This is a genomic window from Pseudomonas sp. RT4P38, assembly GCF_054897765.1.
The window spans coordinates 4,369,451-4,392,192 of record NZ_CM142703.1; the positions used below are offsets into that span (position 1 = coordinate 4,369,451).

At 59.1% G+C, this 22,742-nt stretch carries 27 protein-coding genes and 2 pseudogenes; 9 read left to right on the forward strand and 20 right to left on the reverse strand.

Annotated features, from left to right (window positions below; translation table 11 throughout):
- Positions 1-143 precede the first annotated feature (143 nt).
- Both ACYZT7_RS20045 and ACYZT7_RS20050 read left to right on the forward strand, forming a co-directional pair.
- Positions 144-1,511 (forward strand): cache domain-containing protein, encoded by a 1,368-nt coding sequence (locus tag ACYZT7_RS20045; protein ID WP_462037932.1) that lies wholly within the window; start codon positions 144-146, stop codon positions 1,509-1,511.
- Between the two features lie 33 nt (positions 1,512-1,544).
- Positions 1,545-2,177: a response regulator gene (locus ACYZT7_RS20050; protein WP_461970536.1), complete on the forward strand. Its 633-nt coding sequence runs from the start codon at positions 1,545-1,547 to the stop codon at positions 2,175-2,177.
- Positions 2,178-2,442: 265 nt separating this feature from the next.
- Here ACYZT7_RS20050 and ACYZT7_RS20055 read toward each other — a convergent pair whose 3' ends face one another.
- The 5 genes from ACYZT7_RS20055 to ACYZT7_RS20075 form a co-directional block, all read right to left on the reverse strand.
- Positions 2,443-3,789, reverse strand: coding sequence for a glutamine synthetase family protein (locus ACYZT7_RS20055; protein WP_462037933.1), 1,347 nt, complete (start codon positions 3,787-3,789; stop codon positions 2,443-2,445).
- A 24-nt stretch (positions 3,790-3,813) separates the two neighbouring features.
- The gene (locus ACYZT7_RS20060; protein ID WP_033057731.1) at positions 3,814-4,368 is read right to left on the reverse strand and encodes a helix-turn-helix domain-containing protein; all 555 of its coding nucleotides are present in this window, start codon (positions 4,366-4,368) and stop codon (positions 3,814-3,816) included.
- Between the two features lie 25 nt (positions 4,369-4,393).
- On the reverse strand, positions 4,394-5,683 hold the full coding sequence (locus ACYZT7_RS20065) for an NAD(P)/FAD-dependent oxidoreductase (RefSeq protein ID WP_462037934.1): 1,290 nt from the start codon (positions 5,681-5,683) through the stop codon (positions 4,394-4,396).
- Between the two features lie 185 nt (positions 5,684-5,868).
- Positions 5,869-6,204, reverse strand: coding sequence for a hypothetical protein (locus ACYZT7_RS20070; protein ID WP_462037935.1), 336 nt, complete (start codon positions 6,202-6,204; stop codon positions 5,869-5,871).
- A 70-nt stretch (positions 6,205-6,274) separates the two neighbouring features.
- Complete coding sequence (locus tag ACYZT7_RS20075) at positions 6,275-6,493, reverse strand: hypothetical protein (RefSeq protein WP_462037936.1); 219 nt, start codon at positions 6,491-6,493, stop codon at positions 6,275-6,277.
- Positions 6,494-6,663: 170 nt separating this feature from the next.
- On the opposite strand from ACYZT7_RS20075, the gene ACYZT7_RS20080 reads away from it, so the two are divergent.
- Together ACYZT7_RS20080 and osmE are read left to right on the forward strand one after the other, a co-directional pair.
- Complete coding sequence (locus ACYZT7_RS20080; protein WP_461970523.1) at positions 6,664-6,903, forward strand: hypothetical protein; 240 nt, start codon at positions 6,664-6,666, stop codon at positions 6,901-6,903.
- Between the two features lie 13 nt (positions 6,904-6,916).
- On the forward strand, positions 6,917-7,267 hold the full coding sequence (osmE, locus tag ACYZT7_RS20085; protein ID WP_462037937.1) for an osmotically-inducible lipoprotein OsmE: 351 nt from the start codon (positions 6,917-6,919) through the stop codon (positions 7,265-7,267).
- 60 nt (positions 7,268-7,327) lie between these two features.
- Here osmE and ACYZT7_RS20090 read toward each other — a convergent pair whose 3' ends face one another.
- From ACYZT7_RS20090 to ACYZT7_RS20130, 9 genes are all read right to left on the reverse strand, one after another.
- On the reverse strand, positions 7,328-7,528 hold the full coding sequence (locus ACYZT7_RS20090; RefSeq protein WP_462037938.1) for an SPOR domain-containing protein: 201 nt from the start codon (positions 7,526-7,528) through the stop codon (positions 7,328-7,330).
- 152 nt (positions 7,529-7,680) lie between these two features.
- On the reverse strand, positions 7,681-8,454 hold the full coding sequence (locus ACYZT7_RS20095) for a 1,6-dihydroxycyclohexa-2,4-diene-1-carboxylate dehydrogenase (RefSeq protein WP_462037939.1): 774 nt from the start codon (positions 8,452-8,454) through the stop codon (positions 7,681-7,683).
- Positions 8,455-8,478: 24 nt separating this feature from the next.
- Entirely contained in the window at positions 8,479-9,492 is a 1,014-nt protein-coding gene (benC, locus tag ACYZT7_RS20100; protein ID WP_462037940.1) for a benzoate 1,2-dioxygenase electron transfer component BenC, read from the reverse strand.
- Between the two features lie 10 nt (positions 9,493-9,502).
- Complete coding sequence (benB, locus tag ACYZT7_RS20105) at positions 9,503-9,991, reverse strand: benzoate 1,2-dioxygenase small subunit (RefSeq protein ID WP_462037941.1); 489 nt, start codon at positions 9,989-9,991, stop codon at positions 9,503-9,505.
- Complete coding sequence (gene benA, locus ACYZT7_RS20110; protein ID WP_095129741.1) at positions 9,988-11,352, reverse strand: benzoate 1,2-dioxygenase large subunit; 1,365 nt, start codon at positions 11,350-11,352, stop codon at positions 9,988-9,990. Before benA ends, benB begins: the two co-directional genes overlap by 4 nt.
- Before the next feature lie 271 nt (positions 11,353-11,623).
- Positions 11,624-12,583, reverse strand: a complete 960-nt coding sequence (locus ACYZT7_RS20115; protein WP_462037942.1) for an AraC family transcriptional regulator — start codon at positions 12,581-12,583, stop codon at positions 11,624-11,626.
- 121 nt (positions 12,584-12,704) lie between these two features.
- Positions 12,705-13,634, reverse strand: a complete 930-nt coding sequence (gene catA, locus ACYZT7_RS20120) for a catechol 1,2-dioxygenase (RefSeq protein ID WP_462037943.1) — start codon at positions 13,632-13,634, stop codon at positions 12,705-12,707.
- A 55-nt stretch (positions 13,635-13,689) separates the two neighbouring features.
- On the reverse strand, positions 13,690-13,980 hold the full coding sequence (gene catC, locus ACYZT7_RS20125) for a muconolactone Delta-isomerase (RefSeq protein WP_462037944.1): 291 nt from the start codon (positions 13,978-13,980) through the stop codon (positions 13,690-13,692).
- Between the two features lie 10 nt (positions 13,981-13,990).
- Positions 13,991-15,139 (reverse strand): muconate cycloisomerase family protein, encoded by a 1,149-nt coding sequence (locus ACYZT7_RS20130; protein ID WP_462037945.1) that lies wholly within the window; start codon positions 15,137-15,139, stop codon positions 13,991-13,993.
- 127 nt (positions 15,140-15,266) lie between these two features.
- Between ACYZT7_RS20130 and ACYZT7_RS20135 the strand changes: the two genes are divergently transcribed.
- Positions 15,267-16,151, forward strand: coding sequence for a LysR family transcriptional regulator (locus ACYZT7_RS20135; protein ID WP_462037946.1), 885 nt, complete (start codon positions 15,267-15,269; stop codon positions 16,149-16,151).
- Here the strand turns inward: ACYZT7_RS20135 and ACYZT7_RS20140 are convergent.
- Both ACYZT7_RS20140 and ACYZT7_RS20145 read right to left on the reverse strand, forming a co-directional pair.
- Complete coding sequence (locus ACYZT7_RS20140) at positions 16,148-16,390, reverse strand: DUF1652 domain-containing protein (protein WP_449643945.1); 243 nt, start codon at positions 16,388-16,390, stop codon at positions 16,148-16,150. The two genes, ACYZT7_RS20135 and ACYZT7_RS20140, sit on opposite strands and share 4 nt — an antisense overlap.
- 118 nt (positions 16,391-16,508) lie before the next feature.
- Complete coding sequence (locus ACYZT7_RS20145) at positions 16,509-17,408, reverse strand: polysaccharide deacetylase family protein (RefSeq protein WP_462037947.1); 900 nt, start codon at positions 17,406-17,408, stop codon at positions 16,509-16,511.
- Between the two features lie 221 nt (positions 17,409-17,629).
- On the opposite strand from ACYZT7_RS20145, the pseudogene ACYZT7_RS20150 reads away from it, so the two are divergent.
- The 3 genes and pseudogenes from ACYZT7_RS20150 to ACYZT7_RS20160 form a co-directional block, all read left to right on the forward strand.
- A pseudogene (locus tag ACYZT7_RS20150) lies at positions 17,630-18,202 on the forward strand (ABC transporter permease); the annotation flags it as partial.
- Between the two features lies 1 nt (position 18,203).
- Positions 18,204-18,917, forward strand: a complete 714-nt coding sequence (locus ACYZT7_RS20155; RefSeq protein WP_462037948.1) for an ABC transporter ATP-binding protein — start codon at positions 18,204-18,206, stop codon at positions 18,915-18,917.
- A gap of 50 nt (positions 18,918-18,967) precedes the next feature.
- A pseudogene (locus tag ACYZT7_RS20160) lies at positions 18,968-19,063 on the forward strand (DUF159 family protein); the annotation flags it as partial.
- A gap of 64 nt (positions 19,064-19,127) precedes the next feature.
- Here ACYZT7_RS20160 and ACYZT7_RS20165 read toward each other — a convergent pair.
- The 3 genes from ACYZT7_RS20165 to ACYZT7_RS20175 are packed head-to-tail and all read right to left on the reverse strand — an operon-like array spanning position 19,128 to position 20,356.
- A complete protein-coding gene (locus ACYZT7_RS20165; RefSeq protein ID WP_462037949.1) occupies positions 19,128-19,286 on the reverse strand; it encodes a hypothetical protein in 159 nt (52 codons plus the stop codon).
- A 60-nt stretch (positions 19,287-19,346) separates the two neighbouring features.
- Complete coding sequence (locus ACYZT7_RS20170) at positions 19,347-19,661, reverse strand: AzlD domain-containing protein (protein ID WP_449643943.1); 315 nt, start codon at positions 19,659-19,661, stop codon at positions 19,347-19,349.
- On the reverse strand, positions 19,658-20,356 hold the full coding sequence (locus ACYZT7_RS20175; protein ID WP_449643942.1) for an AzlC family ABC transporter permease: 699 nt from the start codon (positions 20,354-20,356) through the stop codon (positions 19,658-19,660). Before ACYZT7_RS20175 ends, ACYZT7_RS20170 begins: the two co-directional genes overlap by 4 nt.
- Positions 20,357-20,622: 266 nt before the next feature.
- Here ACYZT7_RS20175 and ACYZT7_RS20180 point away from each other — a divergent pair, with 266 nt between their 5' ends.
- Positions 20,623-20,997, forward strand: a complete 375-nt coding sequence (locus tag ACYZT7_RS20180) for a DUF2784 domain-containing protein (protein WP_449643941.1) — start codon at positions 20,623-20,625, stop codon at positions 20,995-20,997.
- A gap of 71 nt (positions 20,998-21,068) precedes the next feature.
- Here ACYZT7_RS20180 and ACYZT7_RS20185 read toward each other — a convergent pair whose 3' ends face one another.
- A complete protein-coding gene (locus ACYZT7_RS20185; protein WP_462037950.1) occupies positions 21,069-22,646 on the reverse strand; it encodes a sensor domain-containing diguanylate cyclase in 1,578 nt (525 codons plus the stop codon).
- Between the last annotated feature and the right edge of the window lie 96 nt (positions 22,647-22,742).

Consider the following 22,742-nt stretch of genomic DNA (forward strand, 5'->3'; position numbering starts at 1 on the left):
TAAATCCGCGTTACTACGTACGCGGCGCCTACGTAGTTCTACGTAGACGGTTTGTCATCCCGTCCAGCACCGCTACTGGACGCGCGTATCTTTGGCATATGATGCCGGGCCTTCGCCTTCCCTCGGTCCGGACAGGAGCAGAGATGCAGCTCAAACACAAAATCGTCGCGCTCGGGATTCTGCCGCTGGTGTTGGCCATCGCCGTCATCTGCGCGCTGGTGATTTCGATGAACCGACAACTGGGTGAACAACAGGCGCAACTGATCCAGGACAGCATTCTGGCGAGCAAGCGCGCAGAACTTAAGAACTACGTCGAAATGGCGCAAAGCCTGATTGAGCCGCTGTACGACGACGGCCACGGTGACGAACACGCACAGCAACAAGTGCTGGAAGAACTGCGCAAGCTCAGCTTTGGCATCAATGGCTACTTCTTCGTCTACGACCACGAAGGTCGCAGCCTGATGCACGCGCGCCAGTCAGAGTTGGTGGGCAAATACCTGTGGGACATGAAGGACCCTCACGGTTTGCCAGTGATCCAGGCGTTGCTCAAAAGTGCGCAATCAGGCGAAGGTTTTCAACGCTACGCCTGGAACAAACCTTCTTCAGGCCAAGTGACCGACAAGCTCGCCTATGTGGTGATGCTGGATCGTTGGGGCTGGATGCTCGGCACCGGCATCTACCTTGAAGACGTTGAGCGTGCGACCCAACAGGCGCGTGACGAAGTGGCACAGGGCATTCGTAAAACCATGCTGGCGATTGCCGCGGTGGCCCTCGTGGCGGTGCTGTTTGTCTTCGCCAGCGGCATGACGCTCAACGTCAGCGAGCATCGTCTGGCCGACAAAAAACTTCAGCGCCTGACTCAGCGTATCGTCAGTTTGCAGGAGGAAGAACGATCACGGGTTTCCCGTGAACTGCACGACGGCATCAGCCAGCTGCTCGTCTCCATTAAATTTCAGTTCGAACTGGCCAGCCATCTGCTCGAGAACGGGCAAGCACAAGACAAGGGTTTGAGCACGTTGAGGGACGCCACGGAACGCCTGGGGGAGGCGATTGGCGAGGTTCGCAGCCTCTCTCACGACCTGCGCTCCTCGCTGCTCGACACCCTGGGCCTGCCGGCGGCGATCGGTCAACTCGCCGCTGAATTCGAGCAACGCAGCGGCCTGGTGGTGACCTACAACGACAACGAATTCGACTGTCATTGGGTCGATGGGGCAGCGGTCGCGCTGTTTCGCATCGTGCAAGAAGGACTGACGAATATCGAACGCCACGCCCAGGCAAAAAACGTCTCCATTACCCTGCACGGGTCTGAAGAGTCCGTACGGTTGACGGTGGTCGATGACGGTATCGGTTTCAACGTCGCTCAGGTCGAACGTCGTCATGCGGGCATTGGCCTGCGTAATATTCGTGAGCGAGTCGAGCATTTTGGTGGACGATTCGACCTGATCTCAATGCCGGGAAGAAGTGAGTTGGACGTTCTGCTGCCGATGAAAATCCCCGGCGCAAAACGCTGACGCGCCCCACAACAACAAGAGTGAATGCCCGCGATGAACCTGCCCTACCCGATCCGCGTCGCCCTGGTCGACGATCACTCCTTGGTCCGCGACGGCATCAAAGCGCTGCTGGCGGTCATGGCCCCCCTGGAAGTGGTGGGCGAAGCCGAGAATGGCGCGGATGCCATTGAAATGGTCGGGCGCTGCCAGCCAGACCTGTTGCTGGTCGACATTAGTCTGCGGGACATGAACGGGCTTGAGCTGACCCGGGTGTTACGCAGCCAGTACCCGTCGCTCAAGGTGCTGGTGCTCAGCATGTACGACAACAATGAATACGTGAGTGAGTCCGTTCGCGCAGGTGCCAGTGGCTATGTACTGAAGAACTCACCGTCGCGGGAAATCATTGCGGCCATCGAAGCCATCGCCAGTGGCGGCACGTTCTACAGCGCCGAGATCGCCCAGCGGCTCATCGCCGATAAAAGTACCGACAACGAGCTGACACCGCGCGAAAGCCAGGTGTTGTACAAGATGGCCCAGGGGTTGAACAACAAGGAGATGGCCCGCGAACTTGACATCAGCGTTCGCACTGTAGAAACCCATCGCCTGAGCATCCGTCGCAAACTCAACATCGACAAACCGGCGGCTCTGGTCAAATACGCGATCGATCACGGGATCATCTCTCGGTAGCGGATAGGGATCATTGGCCGCTGATCCTGGTGCTGCGCTGGAGCAAGTTGCGCGCACCGGCCCGAATTTCAGGCAAAAAAAATCCCAGGCAGCTGATGGACGCCTGGGACTCAAAATGCATAAACCGTGGTGGTGAACGCGGGGCGAATATTACTTAATATTTCTGCCTGCAACAAGATAGTTTGATTCACTATCCGGTTACTAAAACGTCTAACTCATTAAATATCCACACAATTTTTATGGACGAGCGCCGAAAAGTCCGCCTTTACAGGTACCAGCGATACTCCCGCGCACTGATGTCCTGCAGGAATGCCAAATGGTCCTGGCGCTTGTTTTCACAGTAGACATCCACAAACTCCGCCCCCAAACCTTCGCGCAGCTGCGCATTGTTTTGCATCGAACGCACGGCCTCCAGCATCTCCAGCGGGAAGTCGATTCCGCTGCCACGATCTTCGTTGAGGGATGCAATCGGTTCACGACCCACTTCCAGCCCTTGCTCCAGCCCTACCAGAATCGCCGCCAACACGAGATAAGGGTTGGCATCCGCGCCCGCCAGGCGATGTTCGATGCGCAGATTTTTAGCGTCCGACTCAGGCACCCGCAGGCAAGCGTCACGATCTTCAAACCCCCAACTGGCGCGCGTCGCGACGTTCACCGTGCCGCTCAAGCGACGCATAGCGTTGTGATTCGGTGCAAAGATCGGCATGCAATGCGGCAACACTTCAAGGCAACCGGCCACTGCATGGCGCAACGCCTGCTGATTGTCAGCCGCCAACAGGTTGTTTCCCGCCTCGTCATAAAGGCTCACATGCACATGCATACCGCTACCGGGGTGCTGCAAGTAGGGTTTGGCCATGAAGCTGGCGCGGTGGTTGTGCTTGAGGGCCACCCCCCGTGTGCTGCGGCAAAACAGGGCCGCCCAGTCGGCCGCACGCAGGCCGTCGTCAAGGTGACCAAAATTGATCTCGAACTGGCCGGGGCCCAGCTCCGCAGTGATCACCGTGGCGTCGATGCCTTGCGCCCGCGCGGTCTCGACCATGTCATCGAGTACCGGTGAAAATCTCGACAGCCGTTCGATGTGCATATTCGGCTGATCATCGGCATCGTCCGTCAGCTGATCGCGAGGGAACTGTGGCAAGCCGTCACGCAACTGGCGATCGAACAGATAGAACTCCAGCTCGAACGCGACCACGGGGAAAATCCCTTTTCGGCCAAGACGCTCGAGGACCTGCGCCAACACTTCCCGCGGCTCGAAGACGATAGGCTTTTCAGTACCGCTTGAGGTAATCAGCATCTGCCCCAGCGGTTGTTGTTCCCAGCTCACTGGCTTGAGCGTACCGGGCACCAGTCGGCGGGGAGCATCCGGATCACCGTCGTTAAAACAGTAGTCGCCGATTTTGAACAGACCGCCCTGCGTGCCCAGCAACACACAGTTTTGCGGCAGCTTGAGCACGCTGCCGGCGGCGACCTTCTCAAGCATTTCTATCGGGTAGCGCTTACCGTAAAAATGCCCGGGAATATCCAGGGAAATCAGGTCAACGTAACGCACCTGCGGGAAGCGCTGACGAAACGCGCGAACCTCAGCAACCAGATCAGAGCAGACAGCATCCATCGTTAGTGTTCCTTGTTGTTTTTATCAGGTGTAAACCCAAAGCACTCGGGTGAGCTGATCCGTGAGGTTGCCGTAGCGACAATGCGTGTGACTGGCCAGCTGAAAACTGTCGCCGGCACGTAATGTCACCGGTTGATCGTCATCCAGCCACAGCGTCAGCTCCCCCTCGAGGACATAGCCACCCTGCTCCGAGCTGTCATTCATGTGCCGATCGCCACTGCTGGCGCCGGGCTCCAATTGGCTTTCAAGCATTGAAAAAGACGCCCTCATCTTTGGAGAAACGAGGATGTCGGTAATCCCGTCGGCGTAATACAGCGTGCGTCGCTCATCCGGGCGGGTCACCCAAGGCAATGCCATGGGTTTGGGCAAGCTGTAGAAATAAGTGGTCGGCACGCCAAGGGTTTCGCTGATGGCGGTCAAGTCCGCCACCGTGGGACGCGACAGCCCCCGCTCGACTTGCGAGAGAAAGCCGACCGAACGACCGATTTTGTCCGCCAGGTCTTTCAGCGTGTATTTTTTGTGTTTGCGCAGGTCCTGGATCAAGATCGCCAGCGCCGAGATTTCTTCCTGCATGTCCATATAAAGGCTTCCAGAAATTGATGCTTCAAAGGCTGTCGCGCAGCCGATACCAGGCCTTGCCGATGGCTTCCAGCGGTGCTGCCAAATACTTGCCACCGGGAAAACTGCCGTTGATCAAGCCCTGGTACAACGCCAGCTCATCCGGCCGGCCCAGTATCGCGTCGGACACGGCGCGTGCACCGGCCAATGTCGGCAGCACCCCGTGCCCGGAGTAACCCTGTAGCCAGTAGAGATCGCCACGTCGACCGATGTCAGGCGTGCGCTTGAGGGTGAGGTCGATATGCCCTCCCCAGGCAAAATCCAGCTCGACGCCCTTGAGCTGGGGAAAAACGCGCTCCAGATAAGGCCGCGTCGCGGCTGCGATGTCCTTTGGCATGCCACCCAGATAGGTGCAACCACCGCCGAACAGCAGACGGTTGTCCGGCGTACGGCGGAAATAATCGAGGACAAACTGATTGTCGGTGACGCACACATTGCTGGGTAGCAACGCGGTCGCCTGTTGCTCTGAAAGTGGCGCGGTGGCCACCTGATAAGTGCCAACCGGTAACACGCAACTCGCCAGTTGCGGATCAAGCCGATCAAGGTAGGCATTGCACGCCAGCACCAGCACGTCGGCGCGAATGCGACCGCGCTCAGTGGTGACTACGTACTGACCGCCCTCTTCGCGATAACTCAGCGCCTTGCTCTGTTCATGAATGCGTCCACCAGCCTGTTCAATCGCAGCGGCCAGGCCGAGCGCCAGTTTCAGCGGATTCAGATGCCCGCCTTCAGGATCGAACAGGCCCGCCTGGTAGCGCTCACTGGCGACCCAATCAGGTAACGCTTCGCGCGAAATGAACTGCAAACCATCGTGGCCCCACTTGTGGCTGGCCTCGTGTTGCCATTCTGTCAGCAGACTTACCCGACGCGGCATCACCGACGTCCAGAGGTGGCCAGGCCGATAGTCACAATCAAAACCATGGCGCGCGGGCAAATCTCGCAACTCCCGTGCAGCCCAGCGCATGCTGTCCCATAACCGGCGTGCGCGCTCATAACCCAGCGCCGCCTCCAGCGGCGGCATGTCACACGACCAACCGAGAATGGCCTGACCTCCATTGCGGCCCGAGGCGGCCCAGGCCACCCGACTGGCTTCCAGCAACGTCACGCGCTTACCGGCCAGGGCCAGGCGCAACGCCGTATGCAATCCACTGAAGCCGGCCCCGATGATCAACACTTCGGTGTACTGCTCGCCCTGCAAAGGGGCTCGATCCAACAGACGATCCGCGCAGGTGTGGGCGTAATAACTGGCGACGTGCTCGGTAGATTGTTGAAACATGCGGGCTCCGTGAAATTTTATACTTTTTATTTCATGAAAAAGTACACGTTAAATTTCACATCCGCAACCGTTCAAGGCGCAAAAAAAATCCCGCCCAAGAGAACCTGGGCAGGACTTTTTAAACAGACAGCGTTATTAAAGCAACGCTGCCGACGTTTCAGGCGAGAGGAATCACCGGCTAAACCTTACAGGCAATCACGCACTGCCTTGCGCAGCGCCCCTGATTTCGCCCACGGCGGCCCCTGATAAAGCGATACGTGACTGCCATCCTTCGATTTCACGATATCTACGATCTCGTCGGCCGTAATGATGCTCGGCGCCGTGATCCTGTAGCCGTTGGAAATCGCCGATTGGGTCGTGTAGGGTATTTCCTGCTGCCACGCTGGCAGAACACACGCCGCATAGTCTTTTGGCACCTTGTTGCTGTACTTGCTGACATTTGGCTCACCAGGCACTAAAGAAGCGGGCAACGAACAGCCCGCCAGCAACGCCAACCCTGCTCCCCCAATCAACTTGCGCATGACACTTCCTTATCCCGAAAAAGAGGAATGTAGCGCGTCGCTGCCCAGACATCCATCCACTGAACAGCACTCAGCGAGGCGCGTTGTTATCGCCCGGATCCGGGTACGACCTCTTGTTGAGATAGGTCATCCATCTTTCGTACGCTTCATGCTGCCATTGAGTGACCCGCTCCCATTCCGGGCCGCTCAGCTGATGCGCGGAAATCAGCTTCATCATTTCCGTGGTAGCCGCGTCCATGTCAACCATCAGCTCATGGGCATGAAATCGAAAGTCATCGGTGGTCGTCATTGGAAGTTGCCTCGCCCTAGCGAAAATTCACTACCTCACTACGACATCAGATCTGCTCGTTCGCGTTCATTTTCCCGACAAAAGGCTACGCCAACGGCCCGGACGAACGAAACGCCATGGCTTGGGAAATGGGACTAAAATTTCGTAGCAGAGACTTTCAGGAGGTCATCATGTGGCTCAACGAATCTGAAAACGAACTTCGGCGTGACCTGCAAGGCGTTGCGTCGGATTTGAGATGGTCAGCGGTAGAGCTTTTGCGCATCGCAGAGCAGCTACGCCAGCTCGGCAATGATGTGGATGCGCAAGCAGCCCAAAAGCTGTGCGAGTTGTTTCAGGGAGATGAAGAACGACTGAAGGGTTATGCCGAGGAAGTGAAGGCCAAGGTTATCACTCGAACGAAAGCCCATTAGCAGGAGCGCTGCCATGAACAAGCCGATATGCGCGCTGGTCGTCGTACTGGCAGCGTCGAGTGGCTGCAGCACTGAGTCGCGCATCTATCGGGATCAGCCGTTGGTCGCAAAGGTGGAGACCGGCATGAGCAAGGATCAAGTCCAGCAGATCGGCGGCCAGCCTTTATCAATAACGGATCGCACCGTTGAGCCAGGCACGTGCTTTGACTACAAGCTGACGCAGGCCGGCCATCAGGAAACGTACAACGTCAGTTTCGATGGCATGGGCAAGGTCGACCATAAAAGCTTCATGACTTGCGCGGAATGGAGTCGCATGCAGCAAAAAGCCCGAGAGCCTTCCCGCAGCTCCGGCGGTGGCTATTAGCCTAAGACCTCAGTGCCATGCGAAGAAAAGCCCCGGCGAACCGGGGCTGCAAGCGCACTATCAATCTGACTTTTGGCTATGTGCAGGCCGACTTGACTTGGCCTTGTAGCCGGGAAGAGAGGCCGCAAAGGCCAGTGCTTCCTCTCTGCTGCCAAAGGCTCCAAGCCGGTCACCTTTGGTGCACACCCGCCACGGGCCATTGTTCACGCTGAGTACGTCATAACCGTTCATGTGCATTTTGGTCAGCATCGGAACGCTCATAGTCTCCTCCATTTCGGCAGTGATGATCCTGAATTCACCTGAATACCTTACACCCGACCTTCATTGAAGTGCCGACCAGACGTCGCGCCAGGAGGGTATCCGTAGAAACCTGATACCACGATGGCTCCATTTATGGATGGGTTGTTTGCGTGTCAGCCCTGATCGCCGCCACCGACCGGCATGATCATGCCGGTGATATAAGACGCTTCGTCGCTGGCCAGAAACAGAATAGCGCTTGCCTGTTCATCCAGCGTGCCGTAGCGCTTCATCAAACTGCTGTCGAGCGTCTGGTCGACAATCTGCTGATACCAGACCTTCTCTTGCGCGCTCTGATCGGCGCTGTTGCGCGGAATCACCCGCGGCGGTGCTTCGGTGCCACCCGGCGCAGTGGCATTGACCCGAATCCCACGACCGGCGGTTTCGAATGCCAGGCAAGCAGTCAGCGCGTTGACCCCACCCTTTGCCGCACCGTACGGCACGCGATTGACACTGCGAGTGGCGATGGACGAAACGTTGACGATGGCGCCGCTGCCCTGTTCAAGCATGAACGGCAGCGCGGCATGACAGCACCACAGCGTCGGGAACAGCGAACGGCGGACTTCAGCCTCGATCTGCTGCGCGTCGTAGTGCTCGAAGGGCTTGGCCCAGATCGTCCCGCCGACATTATTGATCAGAATGTCGAGACGATCGAAACGCTCGAAAGCGGTTTGCATTACGCGGCTGCATTCGCTGTATTGCTCAAGATCAGCGGTCAACGCCAGCACCTGGCTTACCACCCCCAATTCCTTCTGCACCTCGAATACCAGCTCGGAGCGGTCGACCAGAATCAACCGCGCACCTTCTGCCGCCATGCGTTCAGCAACGCGCCGACCGATGCCTTGGGCGGCGCCGGTAATCAGCGCGACTTTTTCGTGAAATCTGTTCATGTCTCTCTCCCACAACAGTGCGGCTCAGGCCGCGCTGGCGGCAAATTTCTCGTAGTAAAAGTTTGTCGGCGCGATGCCTTTCTCGCGGATGAACTGGCTGACGGCTTCGACCATCGGCGGCGGGCCGCACAGGTAGACATCGACGTCGCCTTCGTTCAAATGCTGCGGCTCGATGTGTTGGGTCACGTAGCCCTTGAGCGGGTGCTGACTGTCCGGGTTGGCCACGCACGCACTGAAGCTGAAGTTCGGGATTCGTGCGGCAAAGGCTTCGAGTCGATCAAGTTCCACCAGATCGAAATCGTTGGTCACGCCGTAGATCAAATGCAGCGGATGTTCACTGCCCTGCTCGGTGATTTTTTCCAGCATCGCCGTAAACGGTGCCAGCCCCGTACCGCCGGCCAGCAGCAGCAACGGACGGCGAATATCGCGCAGGTAGAAACTGCCCAACGGCCCAGCCAGGCTCATGCTGTCGCCGGCCTTGGCCATGCCGGTAAGGAAGCTGCTCATCAAGCCGCCGGGCACGTTGCGGATCAGGAAACTGACCTCGCCGTCGCGCTGCAACGAGCTGAACGAATAAGCGCGGGTCTGCTCGCTACCGGGAATCCCGAGGTTCACGTATTGCCCCGGCAGGAACGCCAGTTTGCTCAGGGCTTCGCCCTTGATTGACAGCGCGATGGTGCTGTCGGACAGCTGGCGCACGGCGCTGATGGTTGCGTCATAGTTGGCCTGACGGGTACGGCAAACCTGCGAGGAGGTCGGCACGCGAATCACGCAATCGCTCTGGGCGCGCATCTGGCAGGTCAGGACGAAACCTTGCTCGGCTTCTTCCGGGCTGAGGGCGTCTTCGATGTACTCCTCACCCAAATCATAACGACCGGCCTCGGCGAAGCATTTGCAGGTACCGCAGGCGCCATCGCGGCAGTCCAGCGGAATATTGATGCCCTGGCGGTACGCGGCATCGGCCACGGTTTCGCCGGCGTTGGCGTCGATGAATCGGGTGACGCCGTCTTCGAAATTGAATGCAATGGAATGAGTCATGACGGCCGCCTCAGAGGTGGTAGACATCGATGACCTGACGAACGTAATCGTTCTTCAGGATCACTTTCTTGGCCTTGATCAGCGGGTTCTCACCGCGCACATCGAGGGTGTAGAAACTGCTGCCGAAATAGCTGTCGACGGTCTTGTAGCGAAAGCTCAGGGTGTGCCAGTTGAAGCGCACCTTGCAGAGCCCGTCGGCCTGTTCGAGCAGCTCGATGTTGCTGATGTTGTGCGAGGTGCGGGTGTCCGGCATGGTGGCGCTGGAACGCTCGGTCTTGATGCGGAAGACGCGGTCTTCCAGGCCGGTGCGGTTGCCATACCAGATCAGCGAGATTTCCCGTTGTGGGTCTTCGGTCAACTCGTCGTTGTCGTCCCAGGACGGCATCCAGAACGTCGCGTCCGGGGCGTACAACTCCAGCCATTCGTCCCATTGCCGGTCATCGAGGTAGCGGGCTTCGCGGTAGAGAAAATCGCGTACGGCGTCATAGGTGATGGTCATTGCACGGCCTCCACAGGAATCAGTTCGGACTGCTCGGCGGCCAGGGCCTTGAGCATGGTCTGCTGCCAATACTTGTGTTGCAGCACGAACAGACCTTCGTCTTCGGTGCGCACGCCGCTGAGTAATGGATGCAGGTCGATTTCCTTGGCCGCGTCATCGGCGCCTTCGATCCAGTGTTCGGCGCCACGGGACATGTCGTTCCAGGCGGTCACGCTGCCCTGATAGCTGGTCTGGCAGGAGCGAAATTCTTCCAGATCATCCGGGGTAGCCATGCCGCTGACGTTGAAGAAGTCTTCGTACTGACGAATCCGGCTCGAACGGGCGTGGTCGCTTTCGCCTTTGGGGGCGATGCAGTAAATGGTGATTTCCGTGCGATCGACCGAGATCGGCCGGGCGATACGGATCTGCGAGCTGAACTGGTCCATGAGGTACACGTTCGGGTACAGGCACAAGTTGCGCGAGTTCTCGATCATCCAGTCGGCGCGAGCCTTGCCGAAATCCTGAGCCAATTCATCGCGACGCTCGTACAGCGGACGATCCTCGGGGTTGGACCAGCGGGTCCAGAGCAGCATGTGGCCCTTGTCGAACGAGTAGAAGCCCCCGCCCTGCTTGGCCCAGGACCCGGCGCTCATGGTCGGATTGCAATCGCCGGCCTCGCGCTGCTTGCGTTGGTTCTGGGTAGCCGCGTAGTTCCAGTGCACGGAGCTGACGTGATAGCCATCGGCGCCGTTTTCGGCGGTGAGTTTCCAGTTGCCTTCGTAGATGTAGCTCGAGGATCCGCGCAGCACTTCCAGACCATCAGCGGACTGGTCGACGATCATGTCGATGATCTTTGCCGACTCGCCAAGGTGTTCAACCAACGGCACGACGTCAGCCTTCAGGCTCCCAAACAGGAAGCCACGATAGGATTCGAAACGCGCAACTTTGGTCAGGTCGTGGGAGCCTTCGCAGTTGAAGCTCGCCGGGTAGCCCGCTTCGGCTGGATCCTTGACCTTGAGCAGCTTGCCGGAGTTGTTGAAGGTCCAGCCGTGGAATGGGCAGGTGTACGAGCTTTTGTTGCCGGACTTGTGCCGGCACAGCGTCGCGCCACGATGGCTGCAGGCGTTGAGGAACGCATTCAGCTCACCGTCCTTGTTGCGCGCAATGAAGATCGACTGGCGCCCCATGGTGGTGGTGTAGAAGTCGTTTTTGTTGGGGATCTGGCTTTCGTGGGCCAGGTACAGCCAGTTGCCTTCGAAGATGTGCTGCATCTCGAGATCGAACAGCCGCGGGTCGGTGAACATCTCGCGCTTGCAGCGATAGATGCCCTGTTCTTTGTCATCTTCGAGCAGGGAGTGAAGGTATTCGGGTCGCAGGGTCATGGCCGCCGCCTCCATTGTTTTTATTCAGGCAGGGCCATGCTAGGACGGGGGGATGTGGCGGACTATCCGATGGGTGCAGACCTGTATCCGTTTTGTGCAGGCGCTGGCGGTGTGTCAGGCGCCGTCAATGGTGAATGTGACGGCCCCATCGCGAGCAAGCTCGCTCCCACAGGGATATCGGTTGATCGCAAATATCGCGCTCAGCCAATAACACTGTGGGAGCGAGCTTGCTCGCGATGGCGCCAGACCAGACAACATCTAACTTGAAGGCTCAGTGGCGGCGCTTGAGGGTATCGGAAGGCAATTCGCCGAACTGTTTGCGGTAGCTGTCGGAGAACCGGCCCAGGTGCAGGAAGCCGTAATCCATCGCCACTTCCGTGACGTTGCGCACGTTACAGGTCGGGTCGCTCAGGCAGGCGTTGATGCGCTCAAGGCGTTTTTGCCGGATGTAGCTTTTCGGCGTGGTACCGGCATTGCGTTCGAACAATCCATACAACGAGCGCAGGCTCATCCGCGCCTGGCGTGCCAGTTCTTCGCTGTCGATGTCCTGTTTGAGGTGGCCTGCGATGTAGTCGGCAATCACCTCGAACGTAGCCGTCTGTGAGCCGAGACTGATTCGACTGACATTGGTCTTCATCAGGCTGAGCATCTTGCTGACGATGATCTGTGCGTAGTGCTCCTGGACCTTGGGAATCTGCTCGGTGGCCTCGGCCTCCTGGCAAATCATCGCCAACAGACCGACAAAGCCTTCCAGGTCATCGAGCTGATAGCGGTTCTCCAGAAACCGCACGCCCTGCCCCGGATACCGCCAGCGCTGCTCGTCGCACACTGACTCCAGCAACGGGGTGGGGACTTTGAGGATGAATTTTTCGCAATCGTCAGAGTAGGTCAGGTCCACCGGATCGTCGGGATTGATCAGCAGCAACTCGCCGGGCGCGAAGTAGTGTTCCTGACCGTGGCCGCGCCACAGGCAGTGGCCGCGCAGCAAGACTTGAAGGTGATAGATGCTTTCCAGGGCGCCGGAGGTGACCCGTACACTGCCGCCATAGCTGATGCGGCACAGGTCGAGGCTGGCAAATTTTCGGTGATTGAGGCTGGCCAGCGGTCGCCCGGCCCGGGGCATCAGAATGCAATGGTTACCGACATGCTGATTGACGTAGCCCGACACCGCGTAAGGATCGGCTTGGTCGAATACGGTGCTGCGCTGACTCAACAGTTGCGCTTGCATCATCGGGTCACTCTCATTGTTGTTATAGATCGCGTCGGGCCATTCTAGGGCAACGCCGGGAACGCAGAAAACCACGAGATAAACGGTCGGTTATCTCGTGGTCGGGCTCCGCTGTTCGAGGTGATCAGTCCTCGAGTGCGCGAACCCGCTCGTGGCGTTGCTGCTCCTCAGGCTGGGCAGACGACTGCAAAGTGAAATCGAATTCGATTTCAGCAAAACGGCCGCTGACACCGTAAGCCGCTGCACGCGCTTGATCGTCACTGAAGGTGATTTTCGCGATCAGCTCATCCCGTGTGGCATAAGCGAAATCGTCGTGCAGGTACTGATCGCCATCGAGGTTGATCTGGGTGGTCAGGTGACGATGATCCGGCGCGGAAATGAAGAAATGAACGTGCGCCGGCCGTTGCCCATGACGGCCCAGTTGATCGAGCAGTTGCTGGGTCGGACCGTCCGGCGGGCAGCCATAGCCCGACGGGACGATGCTGCGGAAGCGATAACGGCCTTCGGCATCGGTGACGATACGACGACGCAGGTTGAATTCCGACTGGGTGGTATCGAAGTAGGAGTAAGTGCCGCCCGTGTTGGCGTGCCAGACATCCACCACCGCGCCGACCAACGGTTCGCCGGCGGTGTTCTTGACCTGGCCCTGCATGAACAGCACCACACCCGGATCGACACCGTCATCCAGTCGCGCCTCGCCCTCCGACAGTGGCGCGCCCGCCACGTACAGCGGGCCTTCGATGGTCCGCGGTGTGCCGCCAGCCTTGCCGGCCTGCTCGTCTTCGGCGTCCATCAGCAGGTCGAGGTAATGTTCCAGACCGAGCCCGGCCACCACCAATCCAGCCTCTTGACGCGCACCCAGCACGTTGAGGTAGTTGACGGCTTTCCAGAACTCTTCCGGGGTGACGGCCAAGTCTTCGATGATGTTCACCGAATCACGCAGGATACGGTAAACCAGGGCCTTGACCCGTGGGTCGCCGGCTTCATTGAGCAGACCACTGGCCTCTTCGAGAAACTTCTGGACACCGGCAGTGTGGGAAATCTTGACGTTCATTTTGGTGGGTTCCTCATCTTGTAATTATTAGCGTAGCGAACTGAACAGGCTGGGTTCAGCGGTCATCCTCGCGGATGGAAGAAGGATGCCGGCACATCGCGTCGACCTCGATCGCCATGTACGGAAACAGCGGTAATTGCATGAGCAGGTCGTGCAGTTCCTGAACGCTGTCGACGTCGAAAACGCTGTAATTGGCATAGTGCCCGGCGATGCGCCACAGGTGACGCCACTTGCCTTGCTCTTGCAGGCGCTGGGCCAGGGCTTTCTCGTCGGTCTTAAGCTTTGTGGCCGTTTCCGGGTTCATGTCGACCGGCAGATTCACGGTCATTTTTACGTGGAATAGCATAATGCTCTCCTCAGGCTTGATGAATGGCAGTAGACGTTTTGTCACGGCGGAAGAACGCCAGACGTTCTTCATCGAGGCTCAGGCCCAGCCCCGGTGTTTTCGGCACGTGCAACTCAAAATCGCGATAGGCCAGCGGCTCGCTGAGAATGTCTTCAGTCAGCAGCAGCGGGCCGAACAGCTCGGTGTCCCACGCCAGTTTGTTCAGCGTGATAAAGGCATGGGCCGAGGCCAGGGTGCCGATGCCGCCTTCGAGCATGGTGCCGCCATACAGGCCGATACCGGCCGCTTCGGCAATCGCAGCGGTTCGCAGCACGGCGCGCGGGCCGCCGTTCTTGGCGATCTTCAAAGCAAACACCGAGGCCGCGCCTTCACGGGCCAGATTGAACGCATCTTCCACGCATTCGATGGATTCATCGGCCATGATCGGCGCCGGGCTCATGGCGTTCAGGCGCGCCATGCCGGCGCGGTTATTGCGCGAGATCGGCTGTTCGATCAGGTCGATGCCGTTGGTTCCCAGGATCCGGCAGGCGCGCAGCGCGACCGCTTCATCCCAGGCCTGATTGACATCCACCCGCACGCTGGCGCGGTCTCCCAAAGCTTTTTTGATCGCAATGACGTGGGCCAGGTCGCGGTTGACCTCACCCGCACCGATTTTCAATTTGAAGATCCGGTGGCGGCGCAGGTCGAGCATTTTTTCCGCTTCGGCGATGTCCTTGTCGGTGTCGCCACTGGCCAGGGTCCACGCCACTGGCAGGGCATCGCGAACGCGGCCACCCAGCAGTTCGCTGACCGGCAGCCCAAGGCGTTTACCCTGAGCGTCGAGCAAGGCGGTTTCGATACCTGATTTAGCGAAGGTGTTGCCACGGATGCTGCGCTCCAGGCGCAACATCGCGGCGTTCACGTTGGCGCTGTCCTGGCCCAGCAGCAGCGGCGCGAAGTGTCGGTCGATGTTGGTCTTGATGCTGTCAGGGCTTTCGTTGCCATAAGCCAATCCGCCGATAGTAGTGGACTCACCAATGCCCTCGATGCCATCGGCGCAGCGCACACGAATGATCACCAGGGTCTGGTTCTGCATGGTGTGCATCGCCAGCTTGTGCGGGCGGATGGTCGGCAGATCGACGATGATCGTCTCGATCGATTCAATGGCTGTTGCAAGCATGTCGATACCCGTCAGGTTCTTAAAGTTCTGGAACCGATTCTGGTACGGCTTTTTTCGGGAAGCCAATATAGAATTGGTCTGACTTGATACCTTTAAGGTATGCAAACGACTTGTGTCTGGAGGCTCCATGGAACTGCGTCACCTGCGGTATTTTCAGGTGTTGGCTCAAACCCTCAATTTCACCCGTGCCGCCGAGCTCCTGCACATTGCCCAACCACCCTTGAGCCGGCAGATGCAGCAACTGGAGGATGAACTCGGAGTGTTGTTGCTGGAACGCGGGCGGCCGCTGAAGCTGACCGAAGCCGGGCGGTTTTTCCATGAACACTCCACCGCGCTGCTCGAGCAACTGAGCAAGGTGTGCGACAACACGCGACGGATCGGTCTGGGCGAAAAGACCTGGCTGGGCATCGGTTTCGCACCGTCGACGCTTTACGGTGTGCTACCGGAACTGATTCGCCGTTTGCGCAGTGGCGAGCCCCTGGAACTTGAACTGGGTCTCTCGGAAATGACCACGTTGCAGCAAGTTCAGGCGCTCAAGGCAGGGCGTATCGATATCGGTTTCGGCCGAATCCGCATCGACGACCCGGCCATCATCCAGACGGTGTTGACCGAAGATCGGCTGGTCGCCGCCCTGCCCGCTGGTCACCCATTACTGGCCGGGCCGATCAGCCTTCGCGAACTGGCGAAAGAACCTTTTGTGTTGTACCCCGGCAACCCGCGTCCCAGCTACGCCGACCATGTGATCGCGTTGTTCGAATCCTATGGCGTGAGCATCCATGTGGCGCAATGGACCAACGAGCTGCAAACAGCCATCGGCTTGGTGGGGGCAGGAATCGGCGTCACCCTGGTGCCGGCCTCGGTGCAATTGCTGCACCGCGACGACATTGGTTTCACGCCGCTGCTGGAAGGCAACGCGACCTCGCCGATTATTCTCAGCCGGCGCGTGGGCGACGTTTCACCGGGGTTGAATCATTGCTTGCAGATGATTGATGAGCTGCTGCCGCGGGACTAGCCGGCAAACGCCCGGCGCCCGGCGCGCATCTCGATGCGCAACTCGCCAATCAGATTGGAGATATCGCGAACGCTGGTCAGCCGTGCGGGTGATACACCGGTAATCAACAAATCAATTCGCCCGGTGGCGGGTTCGTAGACCTTAATTCGTAACGTTGCGTCGGGATTCACCGTGCAGGCACAGGACAGCGGTTGAAAACCAGACTCAACAATGCGGCAAAGCTCAGGAACTGAAACCATGACTGGCGCCTCCGTGGCAGTTAATCGGATCCAACTTGCTCAGCATAGATGCACATTTCCCATCCTGCGCCGCCAATGCTCAAAATATGTGTTAGCTGTTTCTCACTTTGAAGCCTTTTCAGTGAGAATCCCCACCCCAGATCCAATTCCAGAGCCCCGGTAATTCAACCGCCTGTGAACTGTCGCGAACAGTACGCGCCATGGCGGCCCGTTGCAGCGCTGCCGTGTCGTCGTAAAACGGCTTTTCTGCGGTTTTCACACCGGTAGCCTGTGCACTGTCGAGGAGGATTTGCAGGTACTCCCGCGTGTGCCGGGCGGTGTAGCGATTGAGGTCGTGAAAGGTCACCACCACCGGAATCACCCCGTCCACCACCGGTAACTCTCCAAGGGCGATGCGCTCGCGTACTTCGGACAGGCTGCGCAGCAGGTGGGCGCGCCGCCGGGGACTGGCGTTGAAACCCCAGATCTTGCCGTCATTGGCGCTCAAATCGGTCAGCAGCACATGCATGCCATGTTGCTGATAGGCCGCGAAAGTGCGTTTGTCGTAGCTCCAGAATGGCGGGCGCACCAGCGTCGGCGGCGCGCCGGTGATCGCGGCGATGTCGGCGCTGCCGTGGGTGAGGGACTGCTCCAGTGCTTGCGGGTCCAGGGAACGATGGTTGGTGTGCCCGGGCGTGGCCGTGTGAAAACCCAGGATCTGACCTTCGGCCTGTTCACGGTGCATGACCTGGCGCCCTATTTCACTGCCGCCGGCCCGTGAGGCGCGGATCTGCACGAAAAACACCGCTTTGAGGTTCGGCTGCACCGGGTTCGTCGCCAGACTGTCGAGCACCGTCATTGTCGGATTCCAGAAACTCGATGCGCTGGGACCGTCGTCGAAGGTCAGCAGAAAACGGATCGGTGGTTGCGCGCTCAGACGCTGCTCGGTCTGCGGCGTCATTTCGATGGGAGAAGCGATACACCCAACCAGCCCTGTGGCGATGATGAGTGCAGAGAGAACCTTGAACAGCCGTTTCATGTTTTGCCTTGGGTCAGACCGTTATGGTCAACACGTCAAAGGGCAAAAATCCTTCGCCCATTTATCCTTCGTCGACCCGCCTGTCGCTGCGGGCCGAGGTTGGATAAGGGTACACAGTGTTTGGTTCCAGTGCTGCACGGCATCGTGGGTTACTGGGTAAACGCCTGCTGAAACGAGTGGTCGAAGCCGAAGTGTTTGAGCACCAGGCTCACGGGCGAGCATTGCCTGCGCCACGGCGAGCAAGCGCTTCCCACAACAACGCATGGCGCCTGCGCCTCAAAGGCTTGGCCTTGCCGGTGCTGGAATTCGTCGTGCGCATCGGCTGGTTGCCGTCCTACCAAATGCCGGCCCTCAGCGAAATCGCGCTGACCTTGAGAGACCTCGCCGAAGGCGCGCTGTGGAAGCACATCAGCGCCAGCCTGTTGCGGGTGCTGTTGAGTTTCACCATCGGTGCCAGTCTGGCCTTGGTATTCGCCGCGTGGGTCGGTTTGAGCCGCGAAGCCGAAGCCTGGCTTGAGCCGACGTTCGCCGGCCTGCGTTCGATTCCGAGCCTGGCCTGGGTGCCCCTGTTGCTGCTGTGGCTGGGCATCGACGAGACTTCGAAAATCGTCTTGATCGCCATCGGTGCCTTCTTCCCGGTATACCTCAATGGCGTCGCGGCGATCCGCGACATCGATCGCAAACTGGTGGAAGTCGGGCAGATGTACGGTTTCAGCCGGCCGCGACTGGTCCGCCGAATTCTGCTGCCCGCGGCCCTGCCCGGCCTATTCACCGGGTTGCGCAGCGGTATGAGCCATGACCGGCCACCTGCTGGACATTCGCGTCGAGCGCAAAACCTTCGCCACCACCACCGTCCTCAAGAACATCCATCTGCAATTGCAGCCCCGGGAAGCCGTCAGCCTGCTGGGTCCCAGCGGCTGCGGGAAAAGCACGTTGTTACGGATCATCGCCGGCCTGGAAAAGGACTTTGAGGGCGAACTGCGCAGCAGCGCCGGGGAAGTCGCTTTCGTGTTCCAGGAGCCGCGACTGATGCCTTGGCTGACGGTCGAACAGAACATCGGTTTCAGCGCCGGCAACCATTACGACAAAGCCTGGGTCGCCCAACTGATCGACGAAGTGGGCCTCGGTGGTTTTGCTCAAACCCTGCCCAAAGCGCTGTCGGGCGGCATAGCGCAGCGGGTGGCGATCGCTCGCGGACTCTACTCGAGACCGCAAGTGCTGTTGCTCGACGAACCCTTCAGCGCGGTCGACGCCTTCACCCGCATGAAATTGCAGGACCTGCTGCTGCAACTGGCCGAACGTCACGCCATCGCCTTGTTGCTGGTGACCCACGACGTGGATGAAGCGCTGTACCTCAGCGATCGGGTGCTGGTGATGGACAATCGCCCCAGCAGCATTCGTCAGGAGCTTGCGGTGCAACTGGCCCATCCCCGTGACCGGCGGGACCCGCTGCTCGCTCGCCTCAAGGCCTTGTCGCTGACCGAGTTGCAGCGCGCCCATGTGATCTGAGCAACTACGCTGAAATCTCCAGTCAGCGCTCTTCATCGGAGGATCGGCCTATGTGCGGACGCCTGTCGCAGTACCGTGGCATTCACGATTTTGTCGCGGCGCTGAGCATCCCCGACGCGTTGATCAACCACATAAGGGCGGAACCCTAAGCCGCCGTGACCACAGGAACGGATATGTACACGACCAACAAAAGACAGGTGTGCAAATCGGTCAAGGCTTCAGCGGACGCTCCTGGTCGCGATCTGACAGCTCTTTACCGTCGTCGGGGTGCTTCCAGTCCGGCGTCGAACGCCGCTGTCGCTTGAGCTCCTCTTCCGTGGGTTCATCCAGCTCTTCATCCGGGTCCGGTCGCTTTGGATCATTTGCCATGCTCACCTCTATTCCTGAAGGAATCTCCTTTTAGCGTAGAACAGTTTCGACGGGAACGATTTAGAGCCACACTCGCAGCAAAAAGAAAAACCCCATGCTCAACACCATGCTGAGCAAGGTATTGCGGGTATAGAGCACCAGCCCCACCGCCACCAGCGAACTGATCAGGTACGGATTGTCCCACTGCAGATTCAGCTGCTTGTCGGGCATGAACACGATCGGCCCGCAGATCGCGGTCAGCATGCCCGGTACCGCAAAACCCAGGAACTGCCGCGCATTACTGCTCAAGCGCACGGGCAACCGAGGCTCCAGAAACACATAGCGGTTCAGGAAAACCAGTATCCCCATGCCGACAATAACCGCCCAGACCATCATGTGCGTCCACCGTAGAATTTGTTGCAGATAAAGCCTGCGGTCATGCCCGCCAACCCCGACAGCACCAGTGCCGAGCCCCATTGCCAGTAGCTGAACAGCACCGAGCAGAACAGCGACACCGCCACGCAAACCACGGTCGGCACGTTTCGCACCACCGGGGTGATCAGGGCAATAAAGGTCGCCGCAATGGAGAAGTCCAGCCCCAGATGTTCCAGTCCCGGAATACTGCTGCCCAGCACAATGCCGGCGAAGGTGAAGAGGTTCCAGGCGATGTAAAACGTCAGGCCGACACCCAATGCGTACCAGCGGTTGAACTGCTGCTTGTCATGCTGACTGGTCAGGGCGAACAGCTCGTCGGTGAGCAAAAAGCCCAACCCCACACGCCAGCGACCCGGCAACGGCGAAATCACCGGACGCAGGCTCATGCCGTACAGCAAATGCTGGGACGTCAGCAGCAGCGTGGTCAGCAGAATCGAAAAGATCCCGGCACCGCCCTTGAGCATGCCGATAGCCACCAGTTGCGCCGCCCCGGCAAACACGATGCTCGACAAACCCTGGCCTTGCAGGGGCGTGAGATTGGCCTCGATGGCCATGGAGCCGGCCAGCAGTCCCCAGGGCGCGGTCGCCAGGGACAACGGCATGATCGCCGCAGCGCCGCGAAGAAAGGCACTGCGCGGCATGAGTGAATTGGACATAACGCTCTACAACCAGGGAAAGACCTCAGACTGTGCCAGCAGTCGCGGCCGATGGCTTGAACAATCTGCGCACTGCTGCGAACTTGTGCCATTCATCGACTGCACGCTTGATTCGCCAAGCACAACGGAAGGATACGTGCGGAGTTGGCTGACTTTCGCGATTGATGAAGGGCCGCTCGCAGCGCGCAACCGCAAACAATCGATAGAGCAGGAGCAACCCGCCCGAGTACCATGGAGCGATTCCGATAACGCGTCAGGGAGTCGACATGCTGTACCGAATCGCCGCCGACGGGCTGGTGCTGTTTCATCTGTTGTTCATTCTGTTCGTGCTGTTCGGCGGGCTGCTGGTACTCAAATGGCGCCCTCTGATCTGGTGGCACCTGCCCGTGGCTGCGTGGGGCATATCGGTGGAAGTCTTCCACCTGACCTGCCCGCTGACAGAGTGGGAAAACCTGATGCGTCACGCGGCCGGGCAAACCGGCTATGGCGGCGGTTTCATCGAACATTACGTGTGGCCGGTCATTTACCCGGCGGGCCTGACGCCGGCGATTCAACTAGGACTGGGCAGCGTGGTGCTGGCGATCAACGTGCTGGTCTACCTTCGGGTGATCAGGCTGTGGCAGCGCCCAACGGGCGCGTAGCTGCCGCCGCGTTCGGACAATCTTTTGATCTTTTCCGCTCAAGGATTCCCCTATGACCGGTTTGTTTGAATTCAGTTGGCAATGACGCTCATGTTCCGGCCGCTGGCCTTGGCCACGTAAAGCGCCTTGTCGGCGGCCCCCACTAAGTCATCGGGCTGGGCCTGGGACGCCGGATCGTAAGCGGCGACGCCCAGGCTGACCGTCACCGAGCCTTCAGCACCTTCACTGTGCTCGATGCCTGCCTGCTGAACCGCGCGACGGACTTTTTCCGCCACCATAAACGCCCCCACATAGTCGGTTCCGGGCAGAACTACCGCAAACTCTTCGCCGCCATAGCGCGCAGCCAGGTCGCCAGGGCGCTTGATGTTGTCCCTGATGATCGTGCTGATGTTGCGCAAACACTCATCGCCGGCCACATGGCCGTAAAGATCGTTAAAGCTCTTGAAGTGATCGACATCGATCATCAGCAGCGCGAGGTGGGTCTGGTTGCGCCTGGCGCGACCCATTTCGGCAAGGATGAAATGATCGAACTGACGCCGGTTGGAAAGCCCGGTCAGTGCATCCTCCAGGGCCAGCATCTCAAGACTGCGGTTGACCTCGAGCAGTTTTTCCTGCGCATCCAGCAATACGTTCTGCACGTGATTCTGCTGCGTCATGAGCCGAATGAGGCGATAACCGAGTACGCCCAGAAACCCCAGGAATAACGAGACGATCCCGGCACTCAGCAGTACCTCCTTACGCCAGGCTGCCAGTACTTCATCTTTATTCAGCGCAGCAAAGATGATCAGCGGATAACCGGCGACCCTGCGAAACCCAACCACACGCTCCACCCCATCCACATAGGACGGGACCGTTGCCGTGCCCGAATCGCCCTTGGGCAACAGTTGCGTAAACAGCGGCCCCTTGGCGACGCTGATGCCGATTTCAGCTTCTTTAAACGGCCGGCGAACGACGATGGTGGCGTCGTCGGCGATCAGGTTGATCACGCCGTTACCGCCCATATCGATGCTGTTGTAGAGCGCAAGGAAGTGGCTGAGATAGAGGCTTGCCAGCGCCACGCCGGCAAAGCTGCCATCCGGATGATTGATCCGGCGGGAAACCGTCATGATCCATTCACCGCTCGAACGGCTCTTGATCGACGGGCCAATGTGGGGCCCTCGATCGGGATGATCACGATGGAAGATGAAGTATTCACGGTCGGCATTGTTCGCATCGGGCACGACGGCACCATTGGAATTGACAACCCAGCGACCTTTTTCGTCATACACGAACAAGCCATGGAGTTGGCCCAACTCGCTGCGCTGGGCCCTGAGCAATCGCTCCAGTCCGGGCACCCGGGCCTGGTCGAAACCGTCGCTTTCGAGGCGATCCACCAGGGTAAACAGCAGCGTATCGGCTTGCTTGATCGACGCCTGCGCCTGCGAGGCCAGGGTCTGCGCAAGGTTGGACATCGCCACTGCCTTGTCATGCAGATGGTACTGGCGCGAGTTCCAGGCCTCCCACATCACGATAGCCGTCATGGACAGGCACACCGCGACCAGCAGAAACACCGCAGAGCGAACCTTGAGCGTTACCCCGACCTGCTCGGCTACCAAGGGCATGCCGTGGCGGGCCTGTTCAATTCGATCTTTAACGGACGGATGACCCATGACGCTCCCTGAATTCTGACCACATGGCGAATCCCGTTCGCCCTTTTTTTGACCCCTGGCGGGTATGAGCCGCCTGGTGGCAGGCGACTATGCCTC

Coding starts and splice junctions, on each gene's coding strand:
- ACYZT7_RS20045 (WP_462037932.1), top strand. CDS start 144: ATGCAGCTCAAACACAAAATCGTCGCGCTCGGGATTCTGCCGCTGGTG.
- ACYZT7_RS20050 (WP_461970536.1), top strand. CDS start 1,545: ATGAACCTGCCCTACCCGATCCGCGTCGCCCTGGTCGACGATCACTCC.
- ACYZT7_RS20055 (WP_462037933.1), bottom strand. CDS start 3,789: ATGGATGCTGTCTGCTCTGATCTGGTTGCTGAGGTTCGCGCGTTTCGT.
- ACYZT7_RS20060 (WP_033057731.1), bottom strand. CDS start 4,368: ATGGACATGCAGGAAGAAATCTCGGCGCTGGCGATCTTGATCCAGGAC.
- ACYZT7_RS20065 (WP_462037934.1), bottom strand. CDS start 5,683: ATGTTTCAACAATCTACCGAGCACGTCGCCAGTTATTACGCCCACACC.
- ACYZT7_RS20070 (WP_462037935.1), bottom strand. CDS start 6,204: ATGCGCAAGTTGATTGGGGGAGCAGGGTTGGCGTTGCTGGCGGGCTGT.
- ACYZT7_RS20075 (WP_462037936.1), bottom strand. CDS start 6,493: ATGACGACCACCGATGACTTTCGATTTCATGCCCATGAGCTGATGGTT.
- ACYZT7_RS20080 (WP_461970523.1), top strand. CDS start 6,664: ATGTGGCTCAACGAATCTGAAAACGAACTTCGGCGTGACCTGCAAGGC.
- osmE (WP_462037937.1), top strand. CDS start 6,917: ATGAACAAGCCGATATGCGCGCTGGTCGTCGTACTGGCAGCGTCGAGT.
- ACYZT7_RS20090 (WP_462037938.1), bottom strand. CDS start 7,528: ATGAGCGTTCCGATGCTGACCAAAATGCACATGAACGGTTATGACGTA.
- ACYZT7_RS20095 (WP_462037939.1), bottom strand. CDS start 8,454: ATGAACAGATTTCACGAAAAAGTCGCGCTGATTACCGGCGCCGCCCAA.
- benC (WP_462037940.1), bottom strand. CDS start 9,492: ATGACTCATTCCATTGCATTCAATTTCGAAGACGGCGTCACCCGATTC.
- benB (WP_462037941.1), bottom strand. CDS start 9,991: ATGACCATCACCTATGACGCCGTACGCGATTTTCTCTACCGCGAAGCC.
- benA (WP_095129741.1), bottom strand. CDS start 11,352: ATGACCCTGCGACCCGAATACCTTCACTCCCTGCTCGAAGATGACAAA.
- ACYZT7_RS20115 (WP_462037942.1), bottom strand. CDS start 12,583: ATGATGCAAGCGCAACTGTTGAGTCAGCGCAGCACCGTATTCGACCAA.
- catA (WP_462037943.1), bottom strand. CDS start 13,634: ATGAACGTCAAGATTTCCCACACTGCCGGTGTCCAGAAGTTTCTCGAA.
- catC (WP_462037944.1), bottom strand. CDS start 13,980: ATGCTATTCCACGTAAAAATGACCGTGAATCTGCCGGTCGACATGAAC.
- ACYZT7_RS20130 (WP_462037945.1), bottom strand. CDS start 15,139: ATGCTTGCAACAGCCATTGAATCGATCGAGACGATCATCGTCGATCTG.
- ACYZT7_RS20135 (WP_462037946.1), top strand. CDS start 15,267: ATGGAACTGCGTCACCTGCGGTATTTTCAGGTGTTGGCTCAAACCCTC.
- ACYZT7_RS20140 (WP_449643945.1), bottom strand. CDS start 16,390: ATGGTTTCAGTTCCTGAGCTTTGCCGCATTGTTGAGTCTGGTTTTCAA.
- ACYZT7_RS20145 (WP_462037947.1), bottom strand. CDS start 17,408: ATGAAACGGCTGTTCAAGGTTCTCTCTGCACTCATCATCGCCACAGGG.
- ACYZT7_RS20155 (WP_462037948.1), top strand. CDS start 18,204: ATGACCGGCCACCTGCTGGACATTCGCGTCGAGCGCAAAACCTTCGCC.
- ACYZT7_RS20165 (WP_462037949.1), bottom strand. CDS start 19,286: ATGGCAAATGATCCAAAGCGACCGGACCCGGATGAAGAGCTGGATGAA.
- ACYZT7_RS20170 (WP_449643943.1), bottom strand. CDS start 19,661: ATGATGGTCTGGGCGGTTATTGTCGGCATGGGGATACTGGTTTTCCTG.
- ACYZT7_RS20175 (WP_449643942.1), bottom strand. CDS start 20,356: ATGTCCAATTCACTCATGCCGCGCAGTGCCTTTCTTCGCGGCGCTGCG.
- ACYZT7_RS20180 (WP_449643941.1), top strand. CDS start 20,623: ATGCTGTACCGAATCGCCGCCGACGGGCTGGTGCTGTTTCATCTGTTG.
- ACYZT7_RS20185 (WP_462037950.1), bottom strand. CDS start 22,646: ATGGGTCATCCGTCCGTTAAAGATCGAATTGAACAGGCCCGCCACGGC.